Origin of the sequence: Xylanimonas sp. McL0601 (genome assembly GCF_049852175.1) — a bacterium.
GTDB lineage: Bacteria > Actinomycetota > Actinomycetes > Actinomycetales > Cellulomonadaceae > Xylanimonas.
In genome coordinates this window covers 2,915,648-2,936,058 of record NZ_CP187527.1, presented here as the reverse complement: position 1 = coordinate 2,936,058, position 20,411 = coordinate 2,915,648, and the positions used below count along the sequence as shown (strand labels likewise).

Sequence of the window (20,411 nt, the reverse complement as noted above, 5' to 3'; positions counted from 1 at the left end):
GGCCCGATCCGCAAGGATCGGGCCCCGTCGCGTTTGCGCCGCCGTCCCTCTCGAGAGGGTAGGTAGTGGGCGCACGTAGCCTGTTCACACTCGATCTGAGGAGTTCCCCCATGCAGCTTGTCGTCGCCCGCGTCGCACGCGCGCACGGTCTGCGCGGCGAGGTGAGCCTCGACCTGCGCACCGACGATCCCGAGACCCGGCTCGCGGTCGGAGAGCAGCTCGCGACCGAACCCGCATCGGCGGGCCCCCTGACGATCCTCTCGGTGCGTGTGCACCAGAGTCGCTGGCTGGTCCGGTTCGCCGAGGTCGGCGACCGCACCGCCGCGGAGGCGCTGCGCGGCGTCGAGCTCGTCGTCGAGGCAGACGCCTCCGACGAGGAGGACGCCTGGTACCCGCACGAGCTGCGCGGGCTGCGCGTCGAGCTGACCGACGGCACCGTCGTCGGCGAGGTCATGGCGCTCGAGCACCTGCCCGCGCACGACGCGCTCGCGATCCGCGAGACCGGTGGCGAGCGGACCCTCGTGCCGTTCGTCAAGGCGATGGTGCCGGTGGTCGACGTCGCAGGCGGCCGCGTGGTGCTCGACCCGCCGGGCGGCCTGCTGGCGCGGGACGCCGCCAACCTGGTCATCGACTCCGACGACGACGCCTCCGGCCAGGGGGAGGGCTGAGCGTGCGCATCGACGTCGTCACCGTCTTCCCGGACTACCTGGCCGCGCTCGACCTCTCGCTGATCGGCAAGGCGCGCCAGTCGGGTCTGCTCGACCTGCGGGTGCACGACCTGCGCGACTGGACCACCGACCGGCACCGCACCGTCGACGACACCCCGTTCGGCGGGGGAGCGGGCATGGTCATGCGGCCGGACGTGTGGGGCACCGCCCTCGACGAGGTCCTGGGCGACGACGGGCACCTGGTGATCCCGACGCCGTCGGGCGAGGTCTTCACCCAGCGGCACGCGGAGGCGCTGGCCACCGAGTCGCACCTCGTGATCGCGTGCGGGCGCTACGAGGGCATCGACGCCCGCGTGGCCCAGCACTACCGCGCGGCCGGGCGTCGCGTGACGGAGCTGTCCATCGGCGACTACGTGCTCAACGGGGGCGAGGTCGCGGCGCTCGTGATGGTCGAGGCCGTGGGGCGGCTGCTGCCCGGTGTCGTGGGCAACCCCGAGTCGCTGGTCGAGGAGTCGCACGGTGCCGCGGGCCTGCTCGAGTACCCCGTGTACACGAAGCCGCCGGCGTGGGACGGGCTGGAGATCCCGGAGGTGCTCCTGTCCGGGCACCACGCCAAGATCGACCGGTGGCGGCGCGACCGCGCCCTCGAGCGCACGGCGGCGCGGCGGCCCGACATGATCGCCGCGCTCGACGTCGCCCGGCTCGACAAGCACGACAAGGCCCTCCTCGCCGAGCTGGGCTGGACCGTGACCGACGGCACACTTCGGCGCACGGCCAGCCCTGTGGCAGAATAAGTGGGCGGTGCGCCCGCAGCCGGGCTTCCGGCCTCTGCCACAGGGGAGACGGCGAGCGCATCCGAACCACCATCAGCACCGACCCGCGCTCCCGCGTGGGCCTGAGATGCGCCTGACCTGTGGCGGGCGGGGAGAATGATCATGCACAAGCTCGACATCGTCGACGCAGCATCGCTGCGCACCGACATCCCGGACTTCCGCGCCGGCGACACCGTCAAGGTCAACGTCAAGGTCGTCGAGGGCAACCGCTCGCGCGTCCAGGCCTTCCAGGGTGTCTGCATCGGCCGCTCGGGCGGCGGCGTCCGCGAGACGTTCACCGTCCGCAAGATCAGCTTCGGCGTCGGCGTGGAGCGCACGTTTCCGCTGCACGCCCCGACGATCGACTCGCTCGAGCTCGTGACCCGCGGTGACGTCCGTCGCGCCAAGCTCTACTACCTGCGCTCGCTGCGCGGCAAGAAGGCGAAGATCAAGGAGAAGCGTTACACGCCGGCCAAGTGAGCCGACGGCCTCCGGCCTCACGTCCGACGGGCGGTCCCTCCTCGGAGGGACCGCCCGTCGGCGTCTCCGGCACGGCCCGCGGTTTCCGCGCGCGCCCCGGGAGGTGCGCGGGCGCCGGGATGGAAGAGTGGGATCCGTGACAGAATCCGTCCCCGTGACCGAGCAGCCCCCCGAGCCCCCACAGACGCCGACCCCGGCCGAGCCGGCGACGGTGAACAGGTCCGCTCGGCACAAGCCCCGGAACGCCGGGCTGGGCCTGATGCGCGAGACCGCGATCATCGTGGTCAGCGCGCTCGTGCTGTCCTGGCTCATCAAGTCGCTCCTGGTGCAGGCGTTCTTCATCCCGAGCGAGTCGATGCAGGACACGCTCGAGGTGGGCGACCGGGTCATGGTGTCGCGTCTCGTGCCGCGCGTGCTGGACATCCACCGGGGCGACGTCGTCGTCTTCAGGGACCCGGGCGGCTGGCTCCCGCCCTATGTGGCGCCGGACTACGGCCCCATCGGCAACGCCGTCGCCCGCGGGCTGACGGTCGTGGGCCTGCTGCCGCAGGACACGGGGGAGCACCTCATCAAGCGCGTCATCGGCGTGCCGGGTGACCACGTGACCTGCTGCAACGCCGACGGCAAGGTCGAGGTCAACGGCACCGCGATCACCGAGACCCCGTACATCAAGCCCGGCTCGATCCCGAGCCAGGACCCGTTCGACACGGTCGTGCCCGACGGGATGCTGTTCGTCATGGGCGACAACCGCCAGGACTCGTCGGACTCGCGGTACAACACGGGCAAGCCCGGAGGCGGGTTCGTGCCGATCGACAACGTCGTCGGCACCGCGTTCGCCACCGTGTGGCCGTTCGACCACGCGACGCTGCACCGCAACCCCGGCTCGGTGTTCGAGCAGGTGCCGGAGCCATGACGTCCGAGCCGCTGACCCTCGGCGCGCCGCGCGTGCAGCGGCGGCCGACCCCGCCGCGCCGCACCGCGCCGACCGGCCGGAAGACGCCGACGCTGCGCACCGAGCGGGCGCTCGTCGCGAACGGCGCGCGGCTGGTCGCCGGCATGGACGAGGTCGGACGCGGCGCGCTGGCCGGCCCGGTGAGCGTGGGAGTGGTCGTCGTCGACGCCGCCACGCGGACGGCGCCCAAGGGCGTGGCCGACTCCAAGCTCCTGACTCCCGCGGCGCGCGAGGCGCTCGTGCCGCACCTGCAGCGGTGGCCGGTCGCCTGGGCCGTGGGGCACGCCGGGCCCGCCGAGATCGACGCGCACGGCATCATCGCCGCGCTGCGGCTCGCCGGGCGGCGCGCCCTCGCGCAGGTGCGGCGAGTGTGCGGCGACGTCGACGTGGTGCTGCTGGACGGGTCGCACGACTGGCTGACGCGCACGCAGGTGGACCTGTTCGAGGCCGCCGAGCTCGACGTCGCCGGCGCGCCCGACGCCGACCCCGCCGTGCGCACGATGGTCAAGGCCGACCTGCAGTGCGCCTCGGTCGCGGCAGCCAGCGTCCTGGCCAAGGTGGAGCGCGACCTGCTGCTGACGCGGCTGGCGCGGCAGTACCCGGTGTACTCGTGGGAGCAGAACAAGGGCTACTCGGCGCCGGCCCACCTCGACGCGCTGCGCCGTCACGGCACGACGCCGCAGCACCGCCGGTCGTGGAACCTGCGGGCGATCGCCGAGGGCGCGCCGGTCGAGGTCGTGGAGGACCTCGGCGAGGAGGTCGTCGAGGGCCTCGACGTGCGCCTGGACGCACCCGCCCGGACAGACCTGGGAGGATGACCCCGTGAGCGCCGAAGACCTCGAGAACTACGAGACGGAGATGGAGCTCGCCCTCTACCGCGAGTACCGCGACGTGGTGGGCCTGTTCTCGTACGTGGTGGAGACCGAGCGCCGGTTCTACCTCGCCAACCAGGTGGACCTGCAGGTACGGTCCGCGGCCGGCGAGGTGTACTTCGAGCTGAGGCTCGGTGACGCGTGGGTCTGGGACGTCTACCGCTCCGCGCGTTTCGTGAAGTCGGTGCGGGTCGTGACGTTCAAGGACGTCAACGTCGAGGAGCTGGCCAAGGCCGACCTGGCCCTCTGACCGCGACTTTCTCGCGAGCTTCCCGGTCGCTTCGCGGAGTTCCGCGGGTTCGAGTGTGCGCGCGCTTGTGGACGAGCCACCGTCACGCACAGGCCGCCGGCCCCAGGGCTCCATGGCCCTTCGCTCCCCGCCACGCTTCCCCGCGGAGGTGGTCGCGATGGCGGCGAAGGACGACGTGGGGCGGCGCGGCGAGCAGCTCGCCGCGGAGCTCCTGACGCAGGAGGGGTACGCGCTGCTGGCGCGCAACTGGCGCGGGCAGGACGGCGAGCTCGACCTGGTGGCCCTCGACGGCGCCACGCTGGTCGCGGTCGAGGTCAAGACCCGCAGCGGCACCCTGTTCGGGCACCCGGCGGAAGCGGTGACGCCCCGCAAGATCGCGCGGCTGCGCCGGCTGACGGGGCAGTGGCTCACCGAGCACGGCCGCGACGTGCGGCCGGGGTTCCGTGAGGTGCGGATCGACGTCGTCGCGGTGACGCTCTCCGCCACCGGTCCGTGGCGCGTCGAGCTGCTGCGCGGGGTCAGCTGATGTCGCTCGGTACGACGGCGGCCATCGCGCTCGTCGGGCTGACGGGGCACGTGGTCGAGGTCCAGGCGCAGCTCGCGTACTCGGTGCCCGGCTTCACGTTGGTGGGGCTGCCGGACACGGCGCTCAGCGAGTCGCGTGACCGCGTGCGCGCGGCCGTGCTCTCGAGCAAGGTCGGCTGGCCGAACCGCAAGATCACCGTCAACCTGTCGCCCGCGTCGCTACCGAAGCATGGGTCCGGGTTCGACCTCGCCGTGGCGGTCGCCGTGCTCGCGGGGGCGGGCGAGCTTCCGGCCGCAGGCCTCGAGCGCGTCGTGCACGTCGGCGAGCTCGGGCTCGACGGACGGCTGCAGCCGGTGCGGGGCGTCCTGCCGATGGTTGCCGCTGCCATGGCGGCGGGGTACCGCGACGTCGTCGTTCCGACGGCGGACGTCGCCGAGGCGTCGCTCGTGCCGGGCGCGCGCGTGCGCGGCGCGACCACTCTCGCGGACGTCGTCGCGTTGCACGGCGGACAGCCGCGCGCACTGCCCGACGTCGACCCGGTCCGGCCGGCACGCGTGGCCGGCGTCCGGCGCACCCCCGGGGACCTGGCCGACGTCCTCGGGCAGGACCTGCCGCGCCTGGCGCTCGAGATCGCCGCCGCCGGCGGGCACCACCTGCTGTTCACGGGGCCGCCCGGAGCGGGGAAGACGATGCTCGCGTCGCGGCTGCCCGGCATCCTGCCCGACCTCACCGAGCCAGAGGCCGTCGAGGTGACGGCCGTGCACTCGGTCGCGGGGACGTTCGACCCCGGTGGGGGGCTACTCGCGCGGCCGCCAAACAGTTACTATACACGCATGATCCGCCAAGTGCCTCTACGCGGCAAGCGTGTTGTCCTCATGTACCGCCTGAGTGTCGCCGACGATGCCAGCACGGCGATTGAGCGGCAGACGGCAGACCTGGACCAAGTAGTCACGGCCGAGGGCTGGGAGGTCGTGGAGGCCATCAGCGACGATGGCGTCAGCGGCGTCAAGAACAAGGCCAGCATCGAGCGGGCGCTGGGGATGCTCCGCAACGACGAGGCAGACATCATCGCCGTCTGGAAGCTCGACCGCTTCACGCGAGCTGGGATCACGGTCCTGGGCAAGCTCATCGAGGTGCTGGACGAAAACCCAGGAACCCTGTTCGTCGCCAAACAGGACGGGCTCCGGTCGGACCAAAGTACCTGGCGTCTCATCGCTGGTGTGCTCGCAGAGGTCGCCCGCACCGAGCGCGAGAACATCGCCATGCGTACGACATCGAGCATCGCCGCCCTGCGGAAGATGGGCCGGTTTGCGGGAGGCAGGGTGCCCTACGGCTACGCATCGACCCCCAACCCCGATGGCCCCGGGTTCATCCTCACGGTGGACGAGCAGGAGCGCGAGGTCGTCGAGTTCATGGCCCGCTGCGTCCTGGGTGGTAAGGGCACGTTCAAGACCGCCCAGGCGCTCAACCAGACGGACTGGAAGCCCCGCATCGCGGGACACTGGTCGCCTAACTTCGTCACCCAGGTCCTCACGGGCCAAGCGATCTTGGGCCGGGTGATCCACCATGGCGAGCCGGTATGCGACGACGACGGCGTACCCCTGGCCGTCTGGGAGCCTATCGTCGAGCTGCCCGTCTGGCGTGAGCTGCAAGGCCGTCTGGTGTCCACGGGAGTACCCCGGCGCAAGGCGAGCAGGCTGCTATCCGGCGGGCTTGTCCGATGCGGCTCATGCGGCGGCAACATGAACGTCAACGCATCGGGCAGGAACCGGAAGCGCAACGGGGAGTTGCGCCAGTCGGCTACGTATCGCTGCGGCGCCAAGAGCCGTGGGCAGACCAACTGCGAGGGAATGTCGATTTCCGCCGTGAACCTGGAGGAGTACGTCACCGAGCTGTTCCTGGCGTCCGAGGGAGACCTCAACATGTGGGCCGAGGTCAAGGGCGAGGACGTGCAAGCTCGCGCGTTGCTGCACGAGGTTGTGGAGGCGCTGGGCAGGACGAAGGACGAGCTGGCTGACGCGATCGACGAGGACGACGACGAGGGGATCGCCGCCATCAGAGGGCAGCGCCAGCGGCTACGCGCCCGCGAGGCAGAGCTGCGCGAACGACTCGCCAAGCCCGTGGTGCGCTGGGTCGAGATGAGCGAGTCCGTCCGAGGTCGCTGGCTTCTCTCGGATGCGGACCAGCGCCGTGCAATGCTCACGGACGCTCTAGAGCCAATCGTGATCGTCAAGGGCGCCAACCGGCTTACCCCCATCGCAGACCGAGCCACAGTGAAGGTCAGGGATGACTGGAAGCGCCTGACTCGCTACGACGAGAGCCTGTAGTCGATGAGTGCGACGAGCGACGCCGACCGCGAGGCCTGGCTCAGGTTCGACGACGCCGACGACGTGACGGCTGAGGAGTGGGTCGTGCTCGCACGAGTCAGAGCGGCCTACCTCGCCGCCACAGAGCGTCGGGCCAAGGACGGCCCTCTGACGGGCGAGTAGGCGACGAGACGAGCAAGGGAGCTAGCGAGAGGCTGAGGAGCCCGGAGAGGGCCGTTCTGCGTCATCCCGGGATAGTCGCCAGGCGCAGCATCCCGCACGATCACCACTTGTCGGTCAAGCGCGCCAGTCGAACACCAGGTGTACTGTTGCATCACGAGCGGGACAGAATACACCTGCTTGTCAAGTCCACGGGTACACCAGCACGAGCCGAGAGGGGGTCATCCCCATGACCGGCCCCGACACGGGGCAGGCCGCGTAACCACGGCGGCGAACAGCCGTGGTGAATGAGTGCAAGTTGAGTCACCACACCACGGCGGGCGAACTGCCCGCTCTCCTCAAGCCGTCCGACCTCGCAAGCGTCACGGGGCACGCCGTGGCGACGCTCCGCAACTGGCGGAGTCTGGGCACCGGCCCGTCGTTCATCAAGGCGGGCGGCAAGGTGCTCTACCCCCGCGCTGACGTGCTCCGCTGGCTCGCTGGCGCTGCCGCGTGAGCGCCCCGAAGTTCTCCAGGAACGATCCTGACGGCTGCTCCAGCTCGCACGTCCAGAACCACACCGAACCGGCGTCGTCGCTGACGTTGCTTCCCGACGAAGCGCCCCGCTCACCCCCGGTAACGGCACCTCACGTCTGCGAGCTTCACACCCAGCTTGGCAGGGACACGCACACGCTCGCCGCGTGCAAGAGGTGCGGGCGCTCGCTGCTCTCGATCCTCACCAGTACGGGCAAGGCCCGGTGCCGCTGCGGCGACTGGATCGAGGGGGTCCGATGAGCGATCTTCCGGTGCCGGAGCGTTACGCCCGGATGGTCAACAGCGAGTTTGGCGCGCTGCTCGTGCTCAAGGTCGAACGGAGCCACGGGAAGGTTGGGAACGACGCCCGACGCCACTGGCTCGCGTTCTGCGAGTGCTCCTGTGGGCACCGGGCATGGGTCATCACCAAGTACGTCCTCAACGGCCAGACAAGCCGGTGCTTCCGGTGTCACTCCATCTTCCGCGAGAAGTACGCGACCGAGCCGCAGCACGAGCGTTACAACCTGGTCGAGGGCGAGTGGACGGTGGTCGAGTGAACGCCATTGATCGAGCCATGGCGGGAACGTTCGACTACGGGGCAGCGTGGGCACACGTTGCGGCCGCGACGTTCGACGCGGACCCCGACGCTTTCACGATCACTGACGGGCGTAGCGACACCGAAGGCGAGGGCAACGGCGAGTGACGAGCCGACGAAAGCGCAAGGCACCGAACCGCACGGCCACCAGGAAGCCCGTCCTTACGGAGAGCGAGCTTGAGCAGATCACGGGTTACCAAGCGTTCGTCGGAATGCGGCTTGCATTCATCATGGTGGACCAGTGGTTCGACGAGGGAGCGGTTGGCCGCGACCACGTCAGGCACTGGATCGAGGGAACCGACAATCTGCTAGACGAGAACCGCAGCGAGTACCGGCGTATGTACGAGAAGGCAACAGGGGTCCCCTTTGGGTAATGGCACTGGGGCACCGTTTCAGGCGGTATGGCGTGACGCGGTTATCGCATCCGAGCTGTCAGCGGCGGCAAAGGTCGTTGCCGTGGCGATCGGGCAGTTCTCGAACCTCGACGGTACGAACGTGTGGCCGAGCCTAGAGGCTGTCGCCGCCCGCTGTAACCAGAGCGTGCGGAACGTCGAGCGGCACCGTCCAGCCATCGTCAAGGCTGGCTACCTGAGCGAGCTTGCCCCGGCGATCCGTGGCGTTCGCGGTACGGAGTACCGGCTGACGATCCCCGCGAAGACCGACAAGAGTGGCGGGTCTCCGGTCGAGGCGAAGACCGACAGCTCTGGTGCGAAGACCGACAACTCTGGTAGCCGACGACCGACAGGACTGGCGGACAACCAGTTCAGTACCAATACAGGTAACCAGTCCACTACTGACCGCGGCGGCAAGGTGCTGGAGGCAGCAGGGATCAAGCTCGTTGACCTGCCCAGCTCCAGCGAGGCTAGCGAGGCTGACCCCCTGACAGAACCGCCGCCGCCTGTCGCACCTTCCGGTGCTCCGGCGTTCGCAGCAACCAGCTCCAGCGGCTCCCACACTCTCGCCGCCGCTGCACTCCCTCCGTTCGCACCTTCCGGTGCTCCGTCGCCGGAGGGGAAAGCAACTACCTACGCCGCTGCCATTGCTGCACAAGTACCGATCCACAAGCTGACGCATGAGAACCCTTACGCCGTCGAACGATCAAAGAAGGGATACCAGCGCTCAATGCAAGACGAAATCGACACGCTCCGAGACGACCCCCGGTTTCAGCACATCATCGAAATGGTGGAGTCGGGAGAAATCCGCGACTGGCAGGAAGCTCCTCCCCAACTACAGGGATGGGCCGCCCGACGCATCAAGAGCCGCGAGTGACGGAATCCGATAGCGGACAGCTCGGGCAAGTCGAGAACAACCACAACAACCAAGGAGACAAGTTGGCTCACTCCAAGCAGGACAAGTACACCCTTCACGCCGCCGCTGCCGAGGAGGCTCGCGCGACGGCTCTCGTGGAGGTGAACGCTCTGGTCGAGGCCCGGGACAACCTCGACGACATCAAGGCCAGTGCTCGCGCTGGCGAGAGCGTCACGGCCCTGGACCTGGCGACGGCGCACGCTGGCGTCGAGCTGGCGGAACTGCGAGTCCTGGGCGCCGACGCTCGCGCTCGCAGGGCTCACGAGAACCCGCCGTTCGACCCGGTGATCGCTCAGACCGTGGCGGACATCCTGGGCAAGGCCTGGGGCATCCCCTCGCACGTCGTCGAGAAGGTCCCCACGAAGCCCGAAGTGCCCGCGCTGTACATCGTCCAGGAGAAGGCCGCGAAGAACGACGGCGGAGCGCTCAGCGCCACTGTAGACATGACGTACTCTCGCGCGCCGCTGTACCGCGGGCTGACCGGGCAGGACTTCCGTAACGCGCTGGAGCCCTATGGCTCGATCCTCGGCGGCGATGTTCAGACGTTCGACAACCGGACGCGCGTGACGTTCACGGGTGAGCCCGTCATCCCGTTCTCGGGCATCGATCCGCAGGACAAGGCCACGCTCCAGCGGGTCGCACGTCTCGTCGCGAGCCGGTACGTCGGCGGCCTCGACCGTGGCGCCAACACCATCGCGACTACCACCGAGGGCGACGTTCGCACGCTCGAAGTGCGGGCTACCGTTGCGACCAACGAGGCCGACGCGAACCGCGCCAAGGGTCTTGTTGGGGTGACCACGCCGCTGGGCCGAATCGTCAAGGCAGAGCAGGTCGCCTCAGACTCGCACGTCACCGTGGCCTACGGCGGTGCAAGCTACCGCCAGGGCGGCTCCGTGACCGTGGAGCTGACTATCGAGTCCACCTCCACGCCGCACCTCCACGCGACGGCACCGGAGGCGTACGAGCCCGTGGTGCACGTGGTCAACGGCTGCGTCGAGGTGGCTGCCTGATGTCTCGCCAGAGCCGTCCCAAGGTGAAGCTCCGCTCGACGAACGAGGGCAAGAGCGAGGCCTTCCGTCGTTACGCGCTGAGCGTCGATCTCTCGGGCAACGGAGTGCAGACCGCCGTGCCTGAGGTTCAGGGCAAGCCGTGGTGGGCAACCGTCGAGGGTCGAGCAGCATACGAGGCTGAGCGGCAGGGCACCGTGCAGGGCGACACTCGCGGCCCCCTGACGGGCGACGACAGCGCCGGTGTCCTCCAGGGCCAGACACCTCGCGACAGCGCGTCAGACAGGCGCCTTTGCCTGTCGTGCGGTGCAGACCTCGACGCCGTGGACGCGCTGTCCGTCAACCCGAACGGTGAGCGCGTGACGTGCTCGAACAGGTGCCGTCAGAAGCTCTACAGGCGGCGTCGGGCCTAGAACGGGCGCGTGTCGCGAAACGTTCGCTCCAGCCGCTCCAGCCGCTTGTCGAGCGGCTGGAGCGCGTAGCGCACCCGGCAGTCGCTCTCCACTTGGCCGCAGGTGCAACGACCTGAGTGCTCGCGGCTCGGATGATGGAGCTGGTAGACCGTCAAGAGCGCTCTCTCCGCGGCGTCACGTCGTCGCTGTGCTTCCCAGATTTCCTGGCGTGCCCGCTGCACCTCCTGGGTCTCCCAGCGTGTCCGGACGGTGTCTGAAGCGTCGGCGATGCCGGTCTGAATCAGGTCGTCGAGTTGCTTCTGGAGGTCAGCGGCCTTCTCGCGCATGGCACGAGCGGTGCGCGCGTCGCCCTGGACCTTCCGAATCTCATGGAGCCACATCTCGCGGTGCCGACGCTCACGTTCCAGCGGAGGCATCCGCCCGGACTTGTGCCCGGCACACTCCCGGCACATGACATCTTCACGGCTGTTCGTGAATCGAGCCTGATACCGGAGTCCGCAGCAAGAACACTGAGCGGTCACCTGCTGGTGCAGCGGATGTGAATGGGGCATCGAACCTCCAGGGTCTCGCGTCCAAGTCTGATGTGCACCACCGACAAGTTCCACGAGCGACGCGCAGGTACAGGCAACACAGAGCGGGGCCGTTACACCTCCCACGGGGCCGGTAGCGGGCCTCTATCGCTTTACGCCGGAGCGTTACAACGGACTTTGAAACCGTGGCAACTTCTTAGCTGCTATGACGTCCCGGTGGGTAGCGAACGCCCAGCGGGGTCAACCCCCAGGTGTCAGGTGCAAGTGCACCTAACGCCCGCGCTTGTTGAGAGATTGCACAATCAATGTCACCTTCGAAGTCACGTTGCGACAGCGGAAAGCAGAGTAGTGTCGTGCACATGTCCGAGCAGTTGAGCAGGTCGATGACCTACGAGGAGCAGCTCGCCTACGCGCGGGCTCGACTCGCGGCGAACCCGCCCCCGCCGCTGACCCAGGAGACGATCGACCATCTTCGGATGCTTGGTGTGATGTCGAAGCGCGAGAAGGCGATGGAGGCTTTGGCGCACATGCGTGCGGAGCCGCAAGAAGCGCAGGAGGGGGCTCGTGACCATCGACGAGGCGCTCGCGAAGACGCTCAAGAGGTTCGAGGCGAATCCGCCGCCGCCACCCACGTCGGAGCAACTGCGCATCGTCCGGTCAGTCTTCGGCAGGCTCAGCTCAAGCTCGACTCCTGAACACGACAAGCGACGAGAACAGGGGCCGAGCGAGACCTAGGCGCACGTCGAGCTCAGGCTGCCGATCGTGGCTTGCGCGCGAGGCCTGGTTGCGGTTCGACGCCGGGGACGAGGAGTCGCTCGTGGTTGCGACCGTCTGTGCCGCCTACACCCAGCGACGGCGGAGACAGAGCGAGAGCGACGGGGTCTCGCTGACCTCGACTGCCACCGTGCCAGCGCTGAGTGCGCTCAGGCCAGCGTGCACTGACCCGGGAGAGCCGTCCAGGCATGCAGCGAGCCCCGGCGCCCCACGAGGAGGCGCCGGGGCTCGCGGCTTGTAGTTGAGGATCAGAACGGGATGCCCTCGTCGGCCCAGACAGCGATGTCCGCCGACAGCGACTTGAGGTGCTGCGCGCGGGACGAGGGGGCCTTCGAGCTCTCGTCGTCGAAGTACCCCGTGTCGAACCAACCGGCCTCGATCGGGAAGCCCATGTGGCCGTTGAGGCTCGCGAAGAGGTCGCGTGCCTTGCGGTCGCCCTTCTCGGTCACACGCGGCTTGGAGTCGTCGCTGATGTCAACGGCAAGCGTGTGGTAGGCGCCAGCGAGCACACGAAGGATGGTCACGGAGCCGAGCAGACTCTTCGCGCGAAGCTCGACGGGTCCAGTCTCCTCGGCAAGCTCCTTCATCTCGTCGAAGCTGTCGGTCAGAGCCTTGAAGAACAGCTCCACCATGTCGGCGATCGCGCCATCCTTCATGCGGTCCTCACGGCCGACGGTCATGCGCCCGCCGATGCCAACAGCGACGTGATGAACGATGTCCACGAGGTTGCTCGCCGAGATGAAGTTCTCGTTCTTGCCGGTTACGCGGTCCTTCTCAAAGTCCACACGGCCATCGAGAAGCTCGATGGACTCGGCCACGTCCATCGCAACCCGGTTCAGCTTGTTCCGGCGGTCGAACGAGGTGGTGATGGACTTCGTGATGCCACGAGCGTTGACGGCGATGTCGGTGAAGAGCTGCTTGTGGTCGTCCTCGGTGACACCCTCCATGAGCTCCAGCGACAGGTACTCGTTGGCGAACCGCTCCTGCTCGGCCGTCAGGGCATCGACCTTCGCCTGCCACGTCTGGATGCCGATGACGTCCTCAGCGGCCTTGCTGCCAAGCAGGCAAGTACGAGCGTGCTTGAGCTCGTCCGCGATCTCCTGGAGCGCGTAGGCCCAGCCCAGCGTGCGGTGCTGGCCGTCGAGGATCTCGACCTCGGCCGCGAAGTTGTGCGGCACCTTGAGCACGCCCACCTGGACCCCGGCGACCTCGAACCGCACGTCGTAGTGGTCGCTGAGCGGGTAGGTGGTGTCGAGCAGCAGCGGGGGAGCGACGCGCTTGTCCTTCTCGCGCCAGTAGGTTCCGAACTTCTCCGCGCGGCGCTTCTCGACTCGACGGTTGCCCGGCAGCTTGACCTCGGGGTCAGGGACCGGCAGGTGCGACGGGACGAGGGGCAGCGGCAGGGCAATCGAGTAGACCCACTTGCCTCCGCGCCGGTACCGCTGCGCGAGGAGCTCCCTCTCGTTGTTGTAGCCGCTGAGCTCAAGCTGGGTAGCCATCTTACCTCCGAAATAAGGGGCTTATCTGATGGGTAAGAAGCTAGCGGTAACACGACTAGTGCGCAAGCTAGGCGCTCTGTGATCCAGATAAGCCGCGTATCGTGGTCTAAATGTCTAATATGACCGATATGGCTGGCGCGAGTTGGGCCAGACCCGGCACTGCGCGTGTGGACTCCGCCCTACCCTGGAGTGGTGGCTGAGGCATGGATTCGCACAGACTCCAGCTCCAGCCTGTCCGGCAGGAAGAGCCGAGACACGGTGCCCGAGGTTGAGCTGCGGCGTGCGTTGCATGCCCTCGGGGCGAGGTTCAGGCTCCAGCGCAGGCTGGGGCAGGCCTGCACTCCAGACCTCGTGCTCCCTCGCCGTCGCATCGCCGTGTGGGTCGATGGCTGCTACTGGCACTCTTGCCCGGAGCACGGTCGGCGGAAGCCCTTCGAGGGGCCGAACGCCGCGATGTGGGCCGCCAAACTGGCGAGGACGGAGGTGAGGGACCAGGCTGCAACCGAGCTGGCCGAAGGGCTTGGCTGGACGGTTGTCAGGGTTTGGGAGCATGAGGTCAAGGCAGACGCCGAGGCTGCGGCTCGCAGGGTTCTCGACACCTCTTCACCCTTGTAGCCTGCGCCAACGCTGCCAAGGCCTGAGCCGGGCCGGCTATACAAGGCCCATGAGCCCTGGCGACGCCTTCGACGCTGAGTATCCCCCCGACGCCTACGCGCCGAACGGCATCCTGTGGTGGGAGCTGGAGTTCTGGCCGAACCCGAGCGATCCGAGCAAGAACACAAGAAGGCCGTACGGGCAGGAGTGCAAGCTCGCCGCCTGGCTCATGTTCAACAAGCGCCTCGGAGGCACGTTCACGATGCGCGAGCTTCGGCGCGTGCTGGGCGCGGGCATTGCGGACACCTCGGAGCACCTCAATCGGCGGCTGCGTGAGCTGCGCAAGTTCAAGTGGCGCCTGGACACAGCGAAGGATGACTCCTCACTCGGGACGGACGAGTACAGGTTTGTGGTCGCGGGGGCGCCGATCTGGCTGCCGGGCGAGAAGGCCGCGCACAAGAAGTTCGCGCCATCGGCGGCCCTCCGTCGAAGGGTCTACGACCGCGACGGCGGTAGATGTGTGCACTGTGGCCGTGCGTCGCGGGAGCCAGACGGCTTTGGCGGCATTGTGACCCTCACCATCGGACACCGCGTGCCGCAGGCGCGGCTCAACCTCCGCCAGGCCGACGACAACATCGACAACTGGCAGACGGAATGCACGAACTGCAACTCAACTGTCCGCGATGAGTTGCCCGATCCTCACACGCTGGACGAGGTACTCCCCGCCGTCACAAAGATGAAGCGGGACGAGAAGCGCAAGCTCCATGCCTGGCTCGTCGCCCGCCAGCGGCTCCGGGATGACCTTGACCGCACCTACGACATCGCTCGGATGCTGTCGGAGAACGATCGCGCGGAGCTACTCGTCAAGTTGGAGCGGATGATCTAGCGATCGGAGCAGCTCCTAGCTGATTCGGTTCACCGCTGTGGCGAACGCGAGGTGCCTGTCGTGGTCCTGCTGGCCGACGAAGCCCTTGAAGCCCGTCAGGCGATAAGCCCGGTCGTTGCCCACCTCGTGTTCCTCGATAACGAAGTCGCGAGACAGCATCGCCATACGACGCTCGAAGTCGCGGGCCTCGATCCTGCCGCCCGCAGCTCGGACCAACTCCTTCGCGGTCATAGCTGCGCTAGCCAGCTTGAGCGCTGAGTAGATCGGGTCGTGCATGACCTCGGCCTCAACGGCGAGATGGTCCTTGCGCTCCCCGCTGTGGTCCGAGAGCGCCCGGAAGATCGACGCGCCAACCGCGCGGGCTACCGGGGGCGGGAAGGCGTTTCCGATCTGGCGGTAGCGCGAGGTCTTCCGCCCTGTGAACGTCCAGAAGTACTCGGCGTCGGAGTCGAACGGCTCCCAGCCCTGGAGACGCGCGACCATCTCGGTCGTCAGCTTCGGCGTGTGATCTGCGGGGTGAACGCCCGGTTTGGGTGCGTCATCAGCAACGCCCATCGCATCGACGCCGAGCGTCTTCCATGCCTGCTTGGCACGAGTAGGCCCGAGGTCCGCGCCGCCGTGCTTCTTCGAGCCGCCGACGATGGTCGGCGCGATGTCGTTGGCCTTCTCCACCCACTTCGCGACGCCCGGCCATTTGTGCACGCCCATCATGTCCGCGAGGGCCGTGCCAACCGTGTCGGTAGTCGGCCTCTCGTCGGGCCAGTCAAACCAGCCAGCGTCGTCGGAGTTGATCGCGACCAGCACGAAGCGCGGGCGGAGCTGGGGCACGCCGTATTGGTGCGCTTCGAGGAGTTTCCAGTCAGACCAGTAGCCCAGCTCCGCGAGCCGGTCCTTGACGTGCTGGCGGTAGCCAGCGAAGCGCGGCATCGACAAGCCCCTGACGTTCTCAAGCATGAGCGCGCGGGGTCGCATCCGACCGGCCAACTCGACCGCCCAGGCGAATAGGTCGCGCTCGTCGTTGGCACCGAGTTGCTTGCCTGCGATGGAGAAGGGTGGGCAGGGGACCCCGCCCGCCAGCAGGTCGAGTCGACGGAACGCGGAGTCCTCGGGGTTCCAGACCGACTTGTCAGCTACATCGCCAACGGCCACGTCCCAGTCACGGTTTGCGCGGAGCGTCGCGGCGGCGTTCTCGTCTAGCTCGACGGCAAGCTTGTGCTCGAACCCGGCAAGCTCCAGACCCAGGGACTGCCCGCCAGCTCCAGCGCAAATCTCTACAACCGACAGGCTCACGCCCGCTCCTCTCGTCCTGGTCTTGCGATGCTGGCATCTAAGCCGGAGCCACCGACACGCGCGCGGGTCACTCGACCCACGTCCACGAGTAGCGGCACCAGCCGCGCGACGCCTCGCCCTCGTCGAGCAGCTCCTCCCAGAGCGCCGCGACCCACTCGGGTTCATCGCGGTGAACGGAAGGGTACGGCGAGTGATCGAGAACGTGCTTGAGGGCCTCGGTCAGCGAGCCCCCATTCAACGCCGTGAGGTGCTGGAAGTCGCCGTGGTGGATGACCTCGAGCACCCTCACCACGTCAGTCATCCGGTTACGTCCCATGCGCTCGTTCGGCTGCCGTTCGTCCCGGAGCATTATCGGCGGTCCTCTCTTGGTGGTCGGTGAACTGGACAGGCGTGGCTTGTGTTCACGCCGCCGCGAGGCGCAGGACGTGCGTCACGCGCTGGCGTGACCAGCCGACCTCGTTGGCGATGTCGAGGTGGCGCTTGCCGTGGGAAGCAAGCTCCATCACCCGGGCGATGGTGCCTTCGTCGTCACCCTCCGGGAGGTTGACCCTGGGCTTGACCTGCTCGACCTGGCGGTGCTGCTCGACGACCAGCTCGGGACGAGCCGCGACGAGTGCACCAAGGGTGTGAACCGTCAGGAAGACCGAAAGCGGGGCCGAGACGGCGACGACTGTGGCGACGACGGTACGGACCGGGCCTTGAACGTCGAGGGCATGAGCGGCGTTGCCCGCGATGCTCACGAGCGTGAACAGGAACACGAGGAACCACGAGAGCCGGGCGCACTCGCCCCGGCTCCGCTGCACGAGGCCCGCGAGGGAGTAGGCGAGCACCGAGGCGTCGAGGACGACCGGCACGGCCCATGCGAGCGAGTTGGGCACTCTGGCCCACGCCGACACGTCAGCGAGAGCCGAGAAAGACAGCACGAACGACACCAGGGCGACGAGGCCCACGAGGGTGACGACGACGGCGAGGACAAGGCGGCTGTCGAACGACAGGCGGGGAGCGGACAACAGAACCTCCGGTGTGAGGGATGGGGAGCTGGTGGGTACGGGCGCCGTCGTCGTCAGTGACGACGGCAGAGAGCGCAGGTGGCAGGGGAGCCGCCAGGAGTGCCGTGCTCGCACTCGGGGGCTTCCCACAGACGCGAGACGGGGCGCGTTACGGCGCCCGTCGTCGTGTTCTTCCCAGAGGGAAAGAAGGTGCGGCGTCCTGTCGTATTGGGGAGGAGCCCACGGAGTTTGGTGGTGCGCTCCCGTGCCGCAGATAGATAGGTAGCGGTGCGAGCAGCCAGAGCCTCGCGGGCGCCGCGCACGAGGGCCAGGAGCACGCCCTTGACGATCCGGTAGCGCGAGGGCACGGCCAGGTCTCCAGCGCGACCGCCGCGACGGGTCTGGACGAGGAGGCCCAGCTCGACCATGCGAGCGAGGGCACGCTGCGCGGTGCGGGGATGGACGCCGAGCCGTTCGGCAGTCTGGTGCGCCGTCGTCGTCAGGTCGCCGCTGCGAGGGTCGGCAACCTCGGACATGGCGAGGAGGAACGCGCGCGTCGTGGCGTGCTCGCGGCCCCGCAGCTCGCCCCAGCCGGAGCGATGGGCCTCGCGGACGACGACGGGGAGGGGTGCGCCTGCGCGAACGCGGGTCGAGGCGTTCATGCGACACCGCCGCGCGTCCACAGGAGGCGCCCATTGCGGCCCGTGGGGGAGACAAGCGAAGCGGTCCCCAGGGTGACGACGAGCCGATAATTCTTGTAGCGAGCGGCGCCGAAATACTCGGCCTTGGCCGCCAAGACGCTGGCCTCGACACTGGCGAACGCCGCCGAGACGGCATCGAGCGACCGGCCGTAGTCAGGGCCGATGGCCGAGCCAAGGGGATACCTAACGTTGTGATCGTGCAGGAGCGCGAACGCTGCCTCGCGGTCGGCGTCGATCGCGGCGAGGGTCGCCGCAAGGGCGGGGGATGCAGGTACAGTTGTGGGCATCGGGAAGCGCCTACTTCCTGGTCACGCCCCCGAGCGGCTGCAACCGCTGCGGGGGCTTCTCGCACCCAGAGTTCGGGTGGGCGGGGTTAAGCCGTGTTTGGCCCTCCGTACGAGGACCCGCACCACACCGCGACGCCGGCGGCCGTGGTGGGCGGCGGCTCGGGGCTGCCGCGGCCTGGTGCCGCGTCGCGGGCACACCGCGGCGTGCTCTTCCTCGACGAGGCGCCCGAGTTCGGCAGCAGGGTGCTCGAGACCCTGCGCCAGCCGCTCGAGCACGGCGAGCTCGTCATCCACCGCAGCGGCGGGACGGCGCGCTTCCCGGCCCGGTTCCAGCTGGTGCTCGCGGCCAACCCGTGCCCGTGCGGCATGGGCTCGGGCAAGGGCCTCGAGTGCACGTGCACGCCCATGGCGAAGCGCCGGTACCTGGGCAAGCTGTCCGGGCCGCTCCTCGACCGCGTCGACCTGCAGGTCCAGGTCGAGGCAGTGGGGCGGGCCGGGCTGCGCGGCGAGCGCGGGGAGCCGACGGCAGCAGTCGCTGCGCGCGTCGCCGAGGCTCGGGCGGCCGCGCGGGACCGGCTCGCCGGGACGCCGTGGACGCTCAACGCCGAGGTGCCTGGCACGTGGTTCCGCGAACGGCTGCGGCCGCGCTGGTCGGTCATGCGCGCGGTCGACGCGGCGCTCGACGTCGGCACGATCTCGCTGCGCGGCGCCGACCGCGTGCTGCGGCTCGCGTACACCGTCGCGGACCTCGCCGGCCGCGGCGAGCCGACCGCGGGCGACGTCGGCCAGGCTCTCCTGCTGCGCACGGGGCGGGCCGCATGAGCGTGCTCGCGTTCGACGCCGACGACCCGCTGCTCGCCACAGCCGCGTGGAGCCGCCTCGCCGAACCCGGAGACGAGACCGCCGGCGCCCTCGTCGCGCATCTCGGCGCGCCGGGCGCACTCGCCTGGCTGCTCGACCAGCAGAGCGGGGAGTCCGCGCGCGCCGACCTGGCGCGGCCGCTCAAGGCGGGCGTCGCGCGATGGTCTCCGCGCCTCGAAGGACTCGACCCACGTCGCGAGCTGGGCGTGCTCGAGCGCACCGGTGGCACGCTGCTGCTGCCCGACGACGAGCGGTGGCCGCGGGGCCTCGACGCGCTCGGCGCCGGGGCGCCCTTCGCACTGTGGGTGCGCGGCGACGCCGATCTCGCAGCCGTCTGCCGTCGGTCCGTCGCCGTCGTCGGCGCTCGGGCGTCGACGTCCTACGGGGAGCACGTCACGGCGCAGCTCGCCTCAGGCCTGGCGGACCGCGGCTTCACGGTCGTCTCGGGCGGCGCATACGGGATCGACGCCGTCGCTCATCGCGGCACGCTGCTCGCCGGCGGGTCGACGGTCGCCGTGATGGCCGGTGGCGTCGACAGGTTCTACCCGCAGGGCAACCACGATCTGCTGCGACGCGTCGCGGAGGCGGGGGCGGTGGTCGCCGAGGTCCCACCGGGCTCCTCGCCGTTCCGGCAGCGCTTCCTCGCCCGCAACCGGCTGATCGCCGCCATGACGGCCGCGACCGTGGTGGTCGAGGCGGCGTGGCGGTCGGGCGCACTGTCGACGGCGCGGCGCGCGGCCGACCTGCTGCGGCCGGTGGGCGCGGTCCCAGGGCCGGTGACGTCGATGGCGTCGGGCGGATGTCACCAGCTCCTGCGGGACGGCGTCGCCACCTGCGTGACCGACGCGGCCGAGGTCGCGGAGCTCGCGGGCGCCGTAGGGGTCGACGCCGCGACGCCACCCACGGGGGAGAGCGCCGACGTCGACGGCCTCGACGAGGCGGGGCGGGCGGTGCTGGACGCGCTGCCGGCGCGGGCGAGCGCCGAGCTCTCGTCGCTCGTGCGGGTCGCGGGGCGCTCCCTGCCCGAGGTGCTCGGAGCGCTGGGCATGCTCGAGCTCCGCGGGCTGGTCGAGGCGGACGGGGCGCGATGGCGGCGAGCCCGGGCGCGGCGGCGGTGA

The 20,411-nt window shown here is 69.1% G+C and carries 26 protein-coding genes and 1 pseudogene; 20 read left to right on the top strand and 7 right to left on the bottom strand.

The features are described from left to right. Positions 1 to 110: 110 nt before the first annotated feature. The 15 genes from rimM (at position 111) to ACO4JP_RS13510 (ending at position 10,882) form a co-directional block, all read left to right on the top strand. Entirely contained in the window at positions 111 to 668 is a 558-nt protein-coding gene (gene rimM, locus ACO4JP_RS13580) for a ribosome maturation factor RimM (RefSeq protein ID WP_425954518.1), read from the top strand. Positions 669 to 670: 2 nt separating this feature from the next. Next, positions 671 to 1,462, top strand: coding sequence for a tRNA (guanosine(37)-N1)-methyltransferase TrmD (trmD, locus tag ACO4JP_RS13575; protein ID WP_425954517.1), 792 nt, complete (start codon positions 671 to 673; stop codon positions 1,460 to 1,462). Positions 1,463 to 1,603: 141 nt separating this feature from the next. After that, the gene (rplS, locus tag ACO4JP_RS13570; RefSeq protein WP_425954516.1) at positions 1,604 to 1,960 is read left to right on the top strand and encodes a 50S ribosomal protein L19; all 357 of its coding nucleotides are present in this window, start codon (positions 1,604 to 1,606) and stop codon (positions 1,958 to 1,960) included. A 154-nt stretch (positions 1,961 to 2,114) separates the two neighbouring features. Continuing rightward, on the top strand, positions 2,115 to 2,873 hold the full coding sequence (gene lepB, locus ACO4JP_RS13565; RefSeq protein ID WP_425954515.1) for a signal peptidase I: 759 nt from the start codon (positions 2,115 to 2,117) through the stop codon (positions 2,871 to 2,873). After that, a complete protein-coding gene (locus tag ACO4JP_RS13560; protein ID WP_425954514.1) occupies positions 2,870 to 3,730 on the top strand; it encodes a ribonuclease HII in 861 nt (286 codons plus the stop codon). Before lepB ends, ACO4JP_RS13560 begins: the two co-directional genes overlap by 4 nt. 4 nt (positions 3,731 to 3,734) lie before the next feature. Continuing rightward, positions 3,735 to 4,034: a DUF2469 domain-containing protein gene (locus ACO4JP_RS13555; RefSeq protein WP_111249730.1), complete on the top strand. Its 300-nt coding sequence runs from the start codon at positions 3,735 to 3,737 to the stop codon at positions 4,032 to 4,034. A 157-nt stretch (positions 4,035 to 4,191) separates the two neighbouring features. Continuing rightward, positions 4,192 to 4,560 (top strand): YraN family protein, encoded by a 369-nt coding sequence (locus ACO4JP_RS13550; protein ID WP_425954513.1) that lies wholly within the window; start codon positions 4,192 to 4,194, stop codon positions 4,558 to 4,560. Continuing rightward, on the top strand, positions 4,560 to 6,887 hold the full coding sequence (locus ACO4JP_RS13545; protein WP_425954512.1) for a magnesium chelatase domain-containing protein: 2,328 nt from the start codon (positions 4,560 to 4,562) through the stop codon (positions 6,885 to 6,887). Before ACO4JP_RS13550 ends, ACO4JP_RS13545 begins: the two co-directional genes overlap by 1 nt. A gap of 3 nt (positions 6,888 to 6,890) precedes the next feature. Beyond that, a complete protein-coding gene (locus ACO4JP_RS13540; protein WP_425954511.1) occupies positions 6,891 to 7,049 on the top strand; it encodes a hypothetical protein in 159 nt (52 codons plus the stop codon). A 295-nt stretch (positions 7,050 to 7,344) separates the two neighbouring features. Next, entirely contained in the window at positions 7,345 to 7,542 is a 198-nt protein-coding gene (locus ACO4JP_RS13535) for a helix-turn-helix transcriptional regulator (RefSeq protein WP_425954510.1), read from the top strand. A gap of 274 nt (positions 7,543 to 7,816) precedes the next feature. After that, on the top strand, positions 7,817 to 8,116 hold the full coding sequence (locus ACO4JP_RS13530; RefSeq protein ID WP_425954509.1) for a hypothetical protein: 300 nt from the start codon (positions 7,817 to 7,819) through the stop codon (positions 8,114 to 8,116). Positions 8,117 to 8,133: 17 nt separating this feature from the next. Beyond that, complete coding sequence (locus ACO4JP_RS13525) at positions 8,134 to 8,262, top strand: hypothetical protein (protein ID WP_425954508.1); 129 nt, start codon at positions 8,134 to 8,136, stop codon at positions 8,260 to 8,262. Positions 8,263 to 8,520: 258 nt separating this feature from the next. After that, entirely contained in the window at positions 8,521 to 9,423 is a 903-nt protein-coding gene (locus ACO4JP_RS13520; RefSeq protein ID WP_425954507.1) for a helix-turn-helix domain-containing protein, read from the top strand. After that, on the top strand, positions 9,390 to 10,472 hold the full coding sequence (locus tag ACO4JP_RS13515; protein ID WP_425954506.1) for a hypothetical protein: 1,083 nt from the start codon (positions 9,390 to 9,392) through the stop codon (positions 10,470 to 10,472). The genes ACO4JP_RS13520 and ACO4JP_RS13515 overlap by 34 nt, the downstream gene beginning before the upstream one ends. Further along, positions 10,472 to 10,882 (top strand): hypothetical protein, encoded by a 411-nt coding sequence (locus tag ACO4JP_RS13510; RefSeq protein WP_425954505.1) that lies wholly within the window; start codon positions 10,472 to 10,474, stop codon positions 10,880 to 10,882. The genes ACO4JP_RS13515 and ACO4JP_RS13510 overlap by 1 nt, the downstream gene beginning before the upstream one ends. Here the strand turns inward: ACO4JP_RS13510 and ACO4JP_RS13505 are convergent. Then, complete coding sequence (locus tag ACO4JP_RS13505; RefSeq protein WP_425954504.1) at positions 10,879 to 11,208, bottom strand: hypothetical protein; 330 nt, start codon at positions 11,206 to 11,208, stop codon at positions 10,879 to 10,881. The two genes, ACO4JP_RS13510 and ACO4JP_RS13505, sit on opposite strands and share 4 nt — an antisense overlap. A 563-nt stretch (positions 11,209 to 11,771) precedes the next feature. On the opposite strand from ACO4JP_RS13505, the gene ACO4JP_RS13500 reads away from it, so the two are divergent. Beyond that, positions 11,772 to 12,107: a hypothetical protein gene (locus ACO4JP_RS13500; RefSeq protein WP_425954503.1), complete on the top strand. Its 336-nt coding sequence runs from the start codon at positions 11,772 to 11,774 to the stop codon at positions 12,105 to 12,107. A gap of 327 nt (positions 12,108 to 12,434) precedes the next feature. Here the strand turns inward: ACO4JP_RS13500 and ACO4JP_RS13495 are convergent, their stop codons facing one another. After that, positions 12,435 to 13,685, bottom strand: a complete 1,251-nt coding sequence (locus ACO4JP_RS13495) for a DNA sulfur modification protein DndB (RefSeq protein WP_425954502.1) — start codon at positions 13,683 to 13,685, stop codon at positions 12,435 to 12,437. Between the two features lie 165 nt (positions 13,686 to 13,850). On the opposite strand from ACO4JP_RS13495, the gene ACO4JP_RS13490 reads away from it, so the two are divergent. Beyond that, on the top strand, positions 13,851 to 14,300 hold the full coding sequence (locus ACO4JP_RS13490; RefSeq protein ID WP_425954501.1) for a very short patch repair endonuclease: 450 nt from the start codon (positions 13,851 to 13,853) through the stop codon (positions 14,298 to 14,300). Between the two features lie 49 nt (positions 14,301 to 14,349). After that, entirely contained in the window at positions 14,350 to 15,165 is an 816-nt protein-coding gene (locus tag ACO4JP_RS13485; RefSeq protein WP_425954500.1) for an HNH endonuclease, read from the top strand. Positions 15,166 to 15,180: 15 nt separating this feature from the next. Here the strand turns inward: ACO4JP_RS13485 and ACO4JP_RS13480 are convergent, their stop codons facing one another. The 5 genes from ACO4JP_RS13480 to ACO4JP_RS13460 form a co-directional block, all read right to left on the bottom strand. Next, positions 15,181 to 16,455 (bottom strand): DNA cytosine methyltransferase, encoded by a 1,275-nt coding sequence (locus ACO4JP_RS13480; RefSeq protein WP_425954499.1) that lies wholly within the window; start codon positions 16,453 to 16,455, stop codon positions 15,181 to 15,183. A 67-nt stretch (positions 16,456 to 16,522) separates the two neighbouring features. Next, on the bottom strand, positions 16,523 to 16,804 hold the full coding sequence (locus ACO4JP_RS13475; RefSeq protein ID WP_425954498.1) for a hypothetical protein: 282 nt from the start codon (positions 16,802 to 16,804) through the stop codon (positions 16,523 to 16,525). A 52-nt stretch (positions 16,805 to 16,856) separates the two neighbouring features. Beyond that, positions 16,857 to 17,465, bottom strand: coding sequence for a DUF2637 domain-containing protein (locus ACO4JP_RS13470; protein ID WP_425954497.1), 609 nt, complete (start codon positions 17,463 to 17,465; stop codon positions 16,857 to 16,859). A gap of 53 nt (positions 17,466 to 17,518) precedes the next feature. Next, entirely contained in the window at positions 17,519 to 18,106 is a 588-nt protein-coding gene (locus tag ACO4JP_RS13465; RefSeq protein WP_425954496.1) for a hypothetical protein, read from the bottom strand. After that, a complete protein-coding gene (locus ACO4JP_RS13460) occupies positions 18,103 to 18,432 on the bottom strand; it encodes a hypothetical protein (RefSeq protein WP_425954495.1) in 330 nt (109 codons plus the stop codon). The genes ACO4JP_RS13465 and ACO4JP_RS13460 overlap by 4 nt, the downstream gene beginning before the upstream one ends. A 102-nt stretch (positions 18,433 to 18,534) precedes the next feature. On the opposite strand from ACO4JP_RS13460, the pseudogene ACO4JP_RS13455 reads away from it, so the two are divergent. Beyond that, a pseudogene (locus ACO4JP_RS13455) lies at positions 18,535 to 19,254 on the top strand (ATP-binding protein); the annotation flags it as partial. Further along, positions 19,251 to 20,411: a DNA-processing protein DprA gene (gene dprA, locus ACO4JP_RS13450; protein ID WP_425954494.1), complete on the top strand. Its 1,161-nt coding sequence runs from the start codon at positions 19,251 to 19,253 to the stop codon at positions 20,409 to 20,411. The pseudogene ACO4JP_RS13455 and the gene dprA, both read left to right, overlap by 4 nt.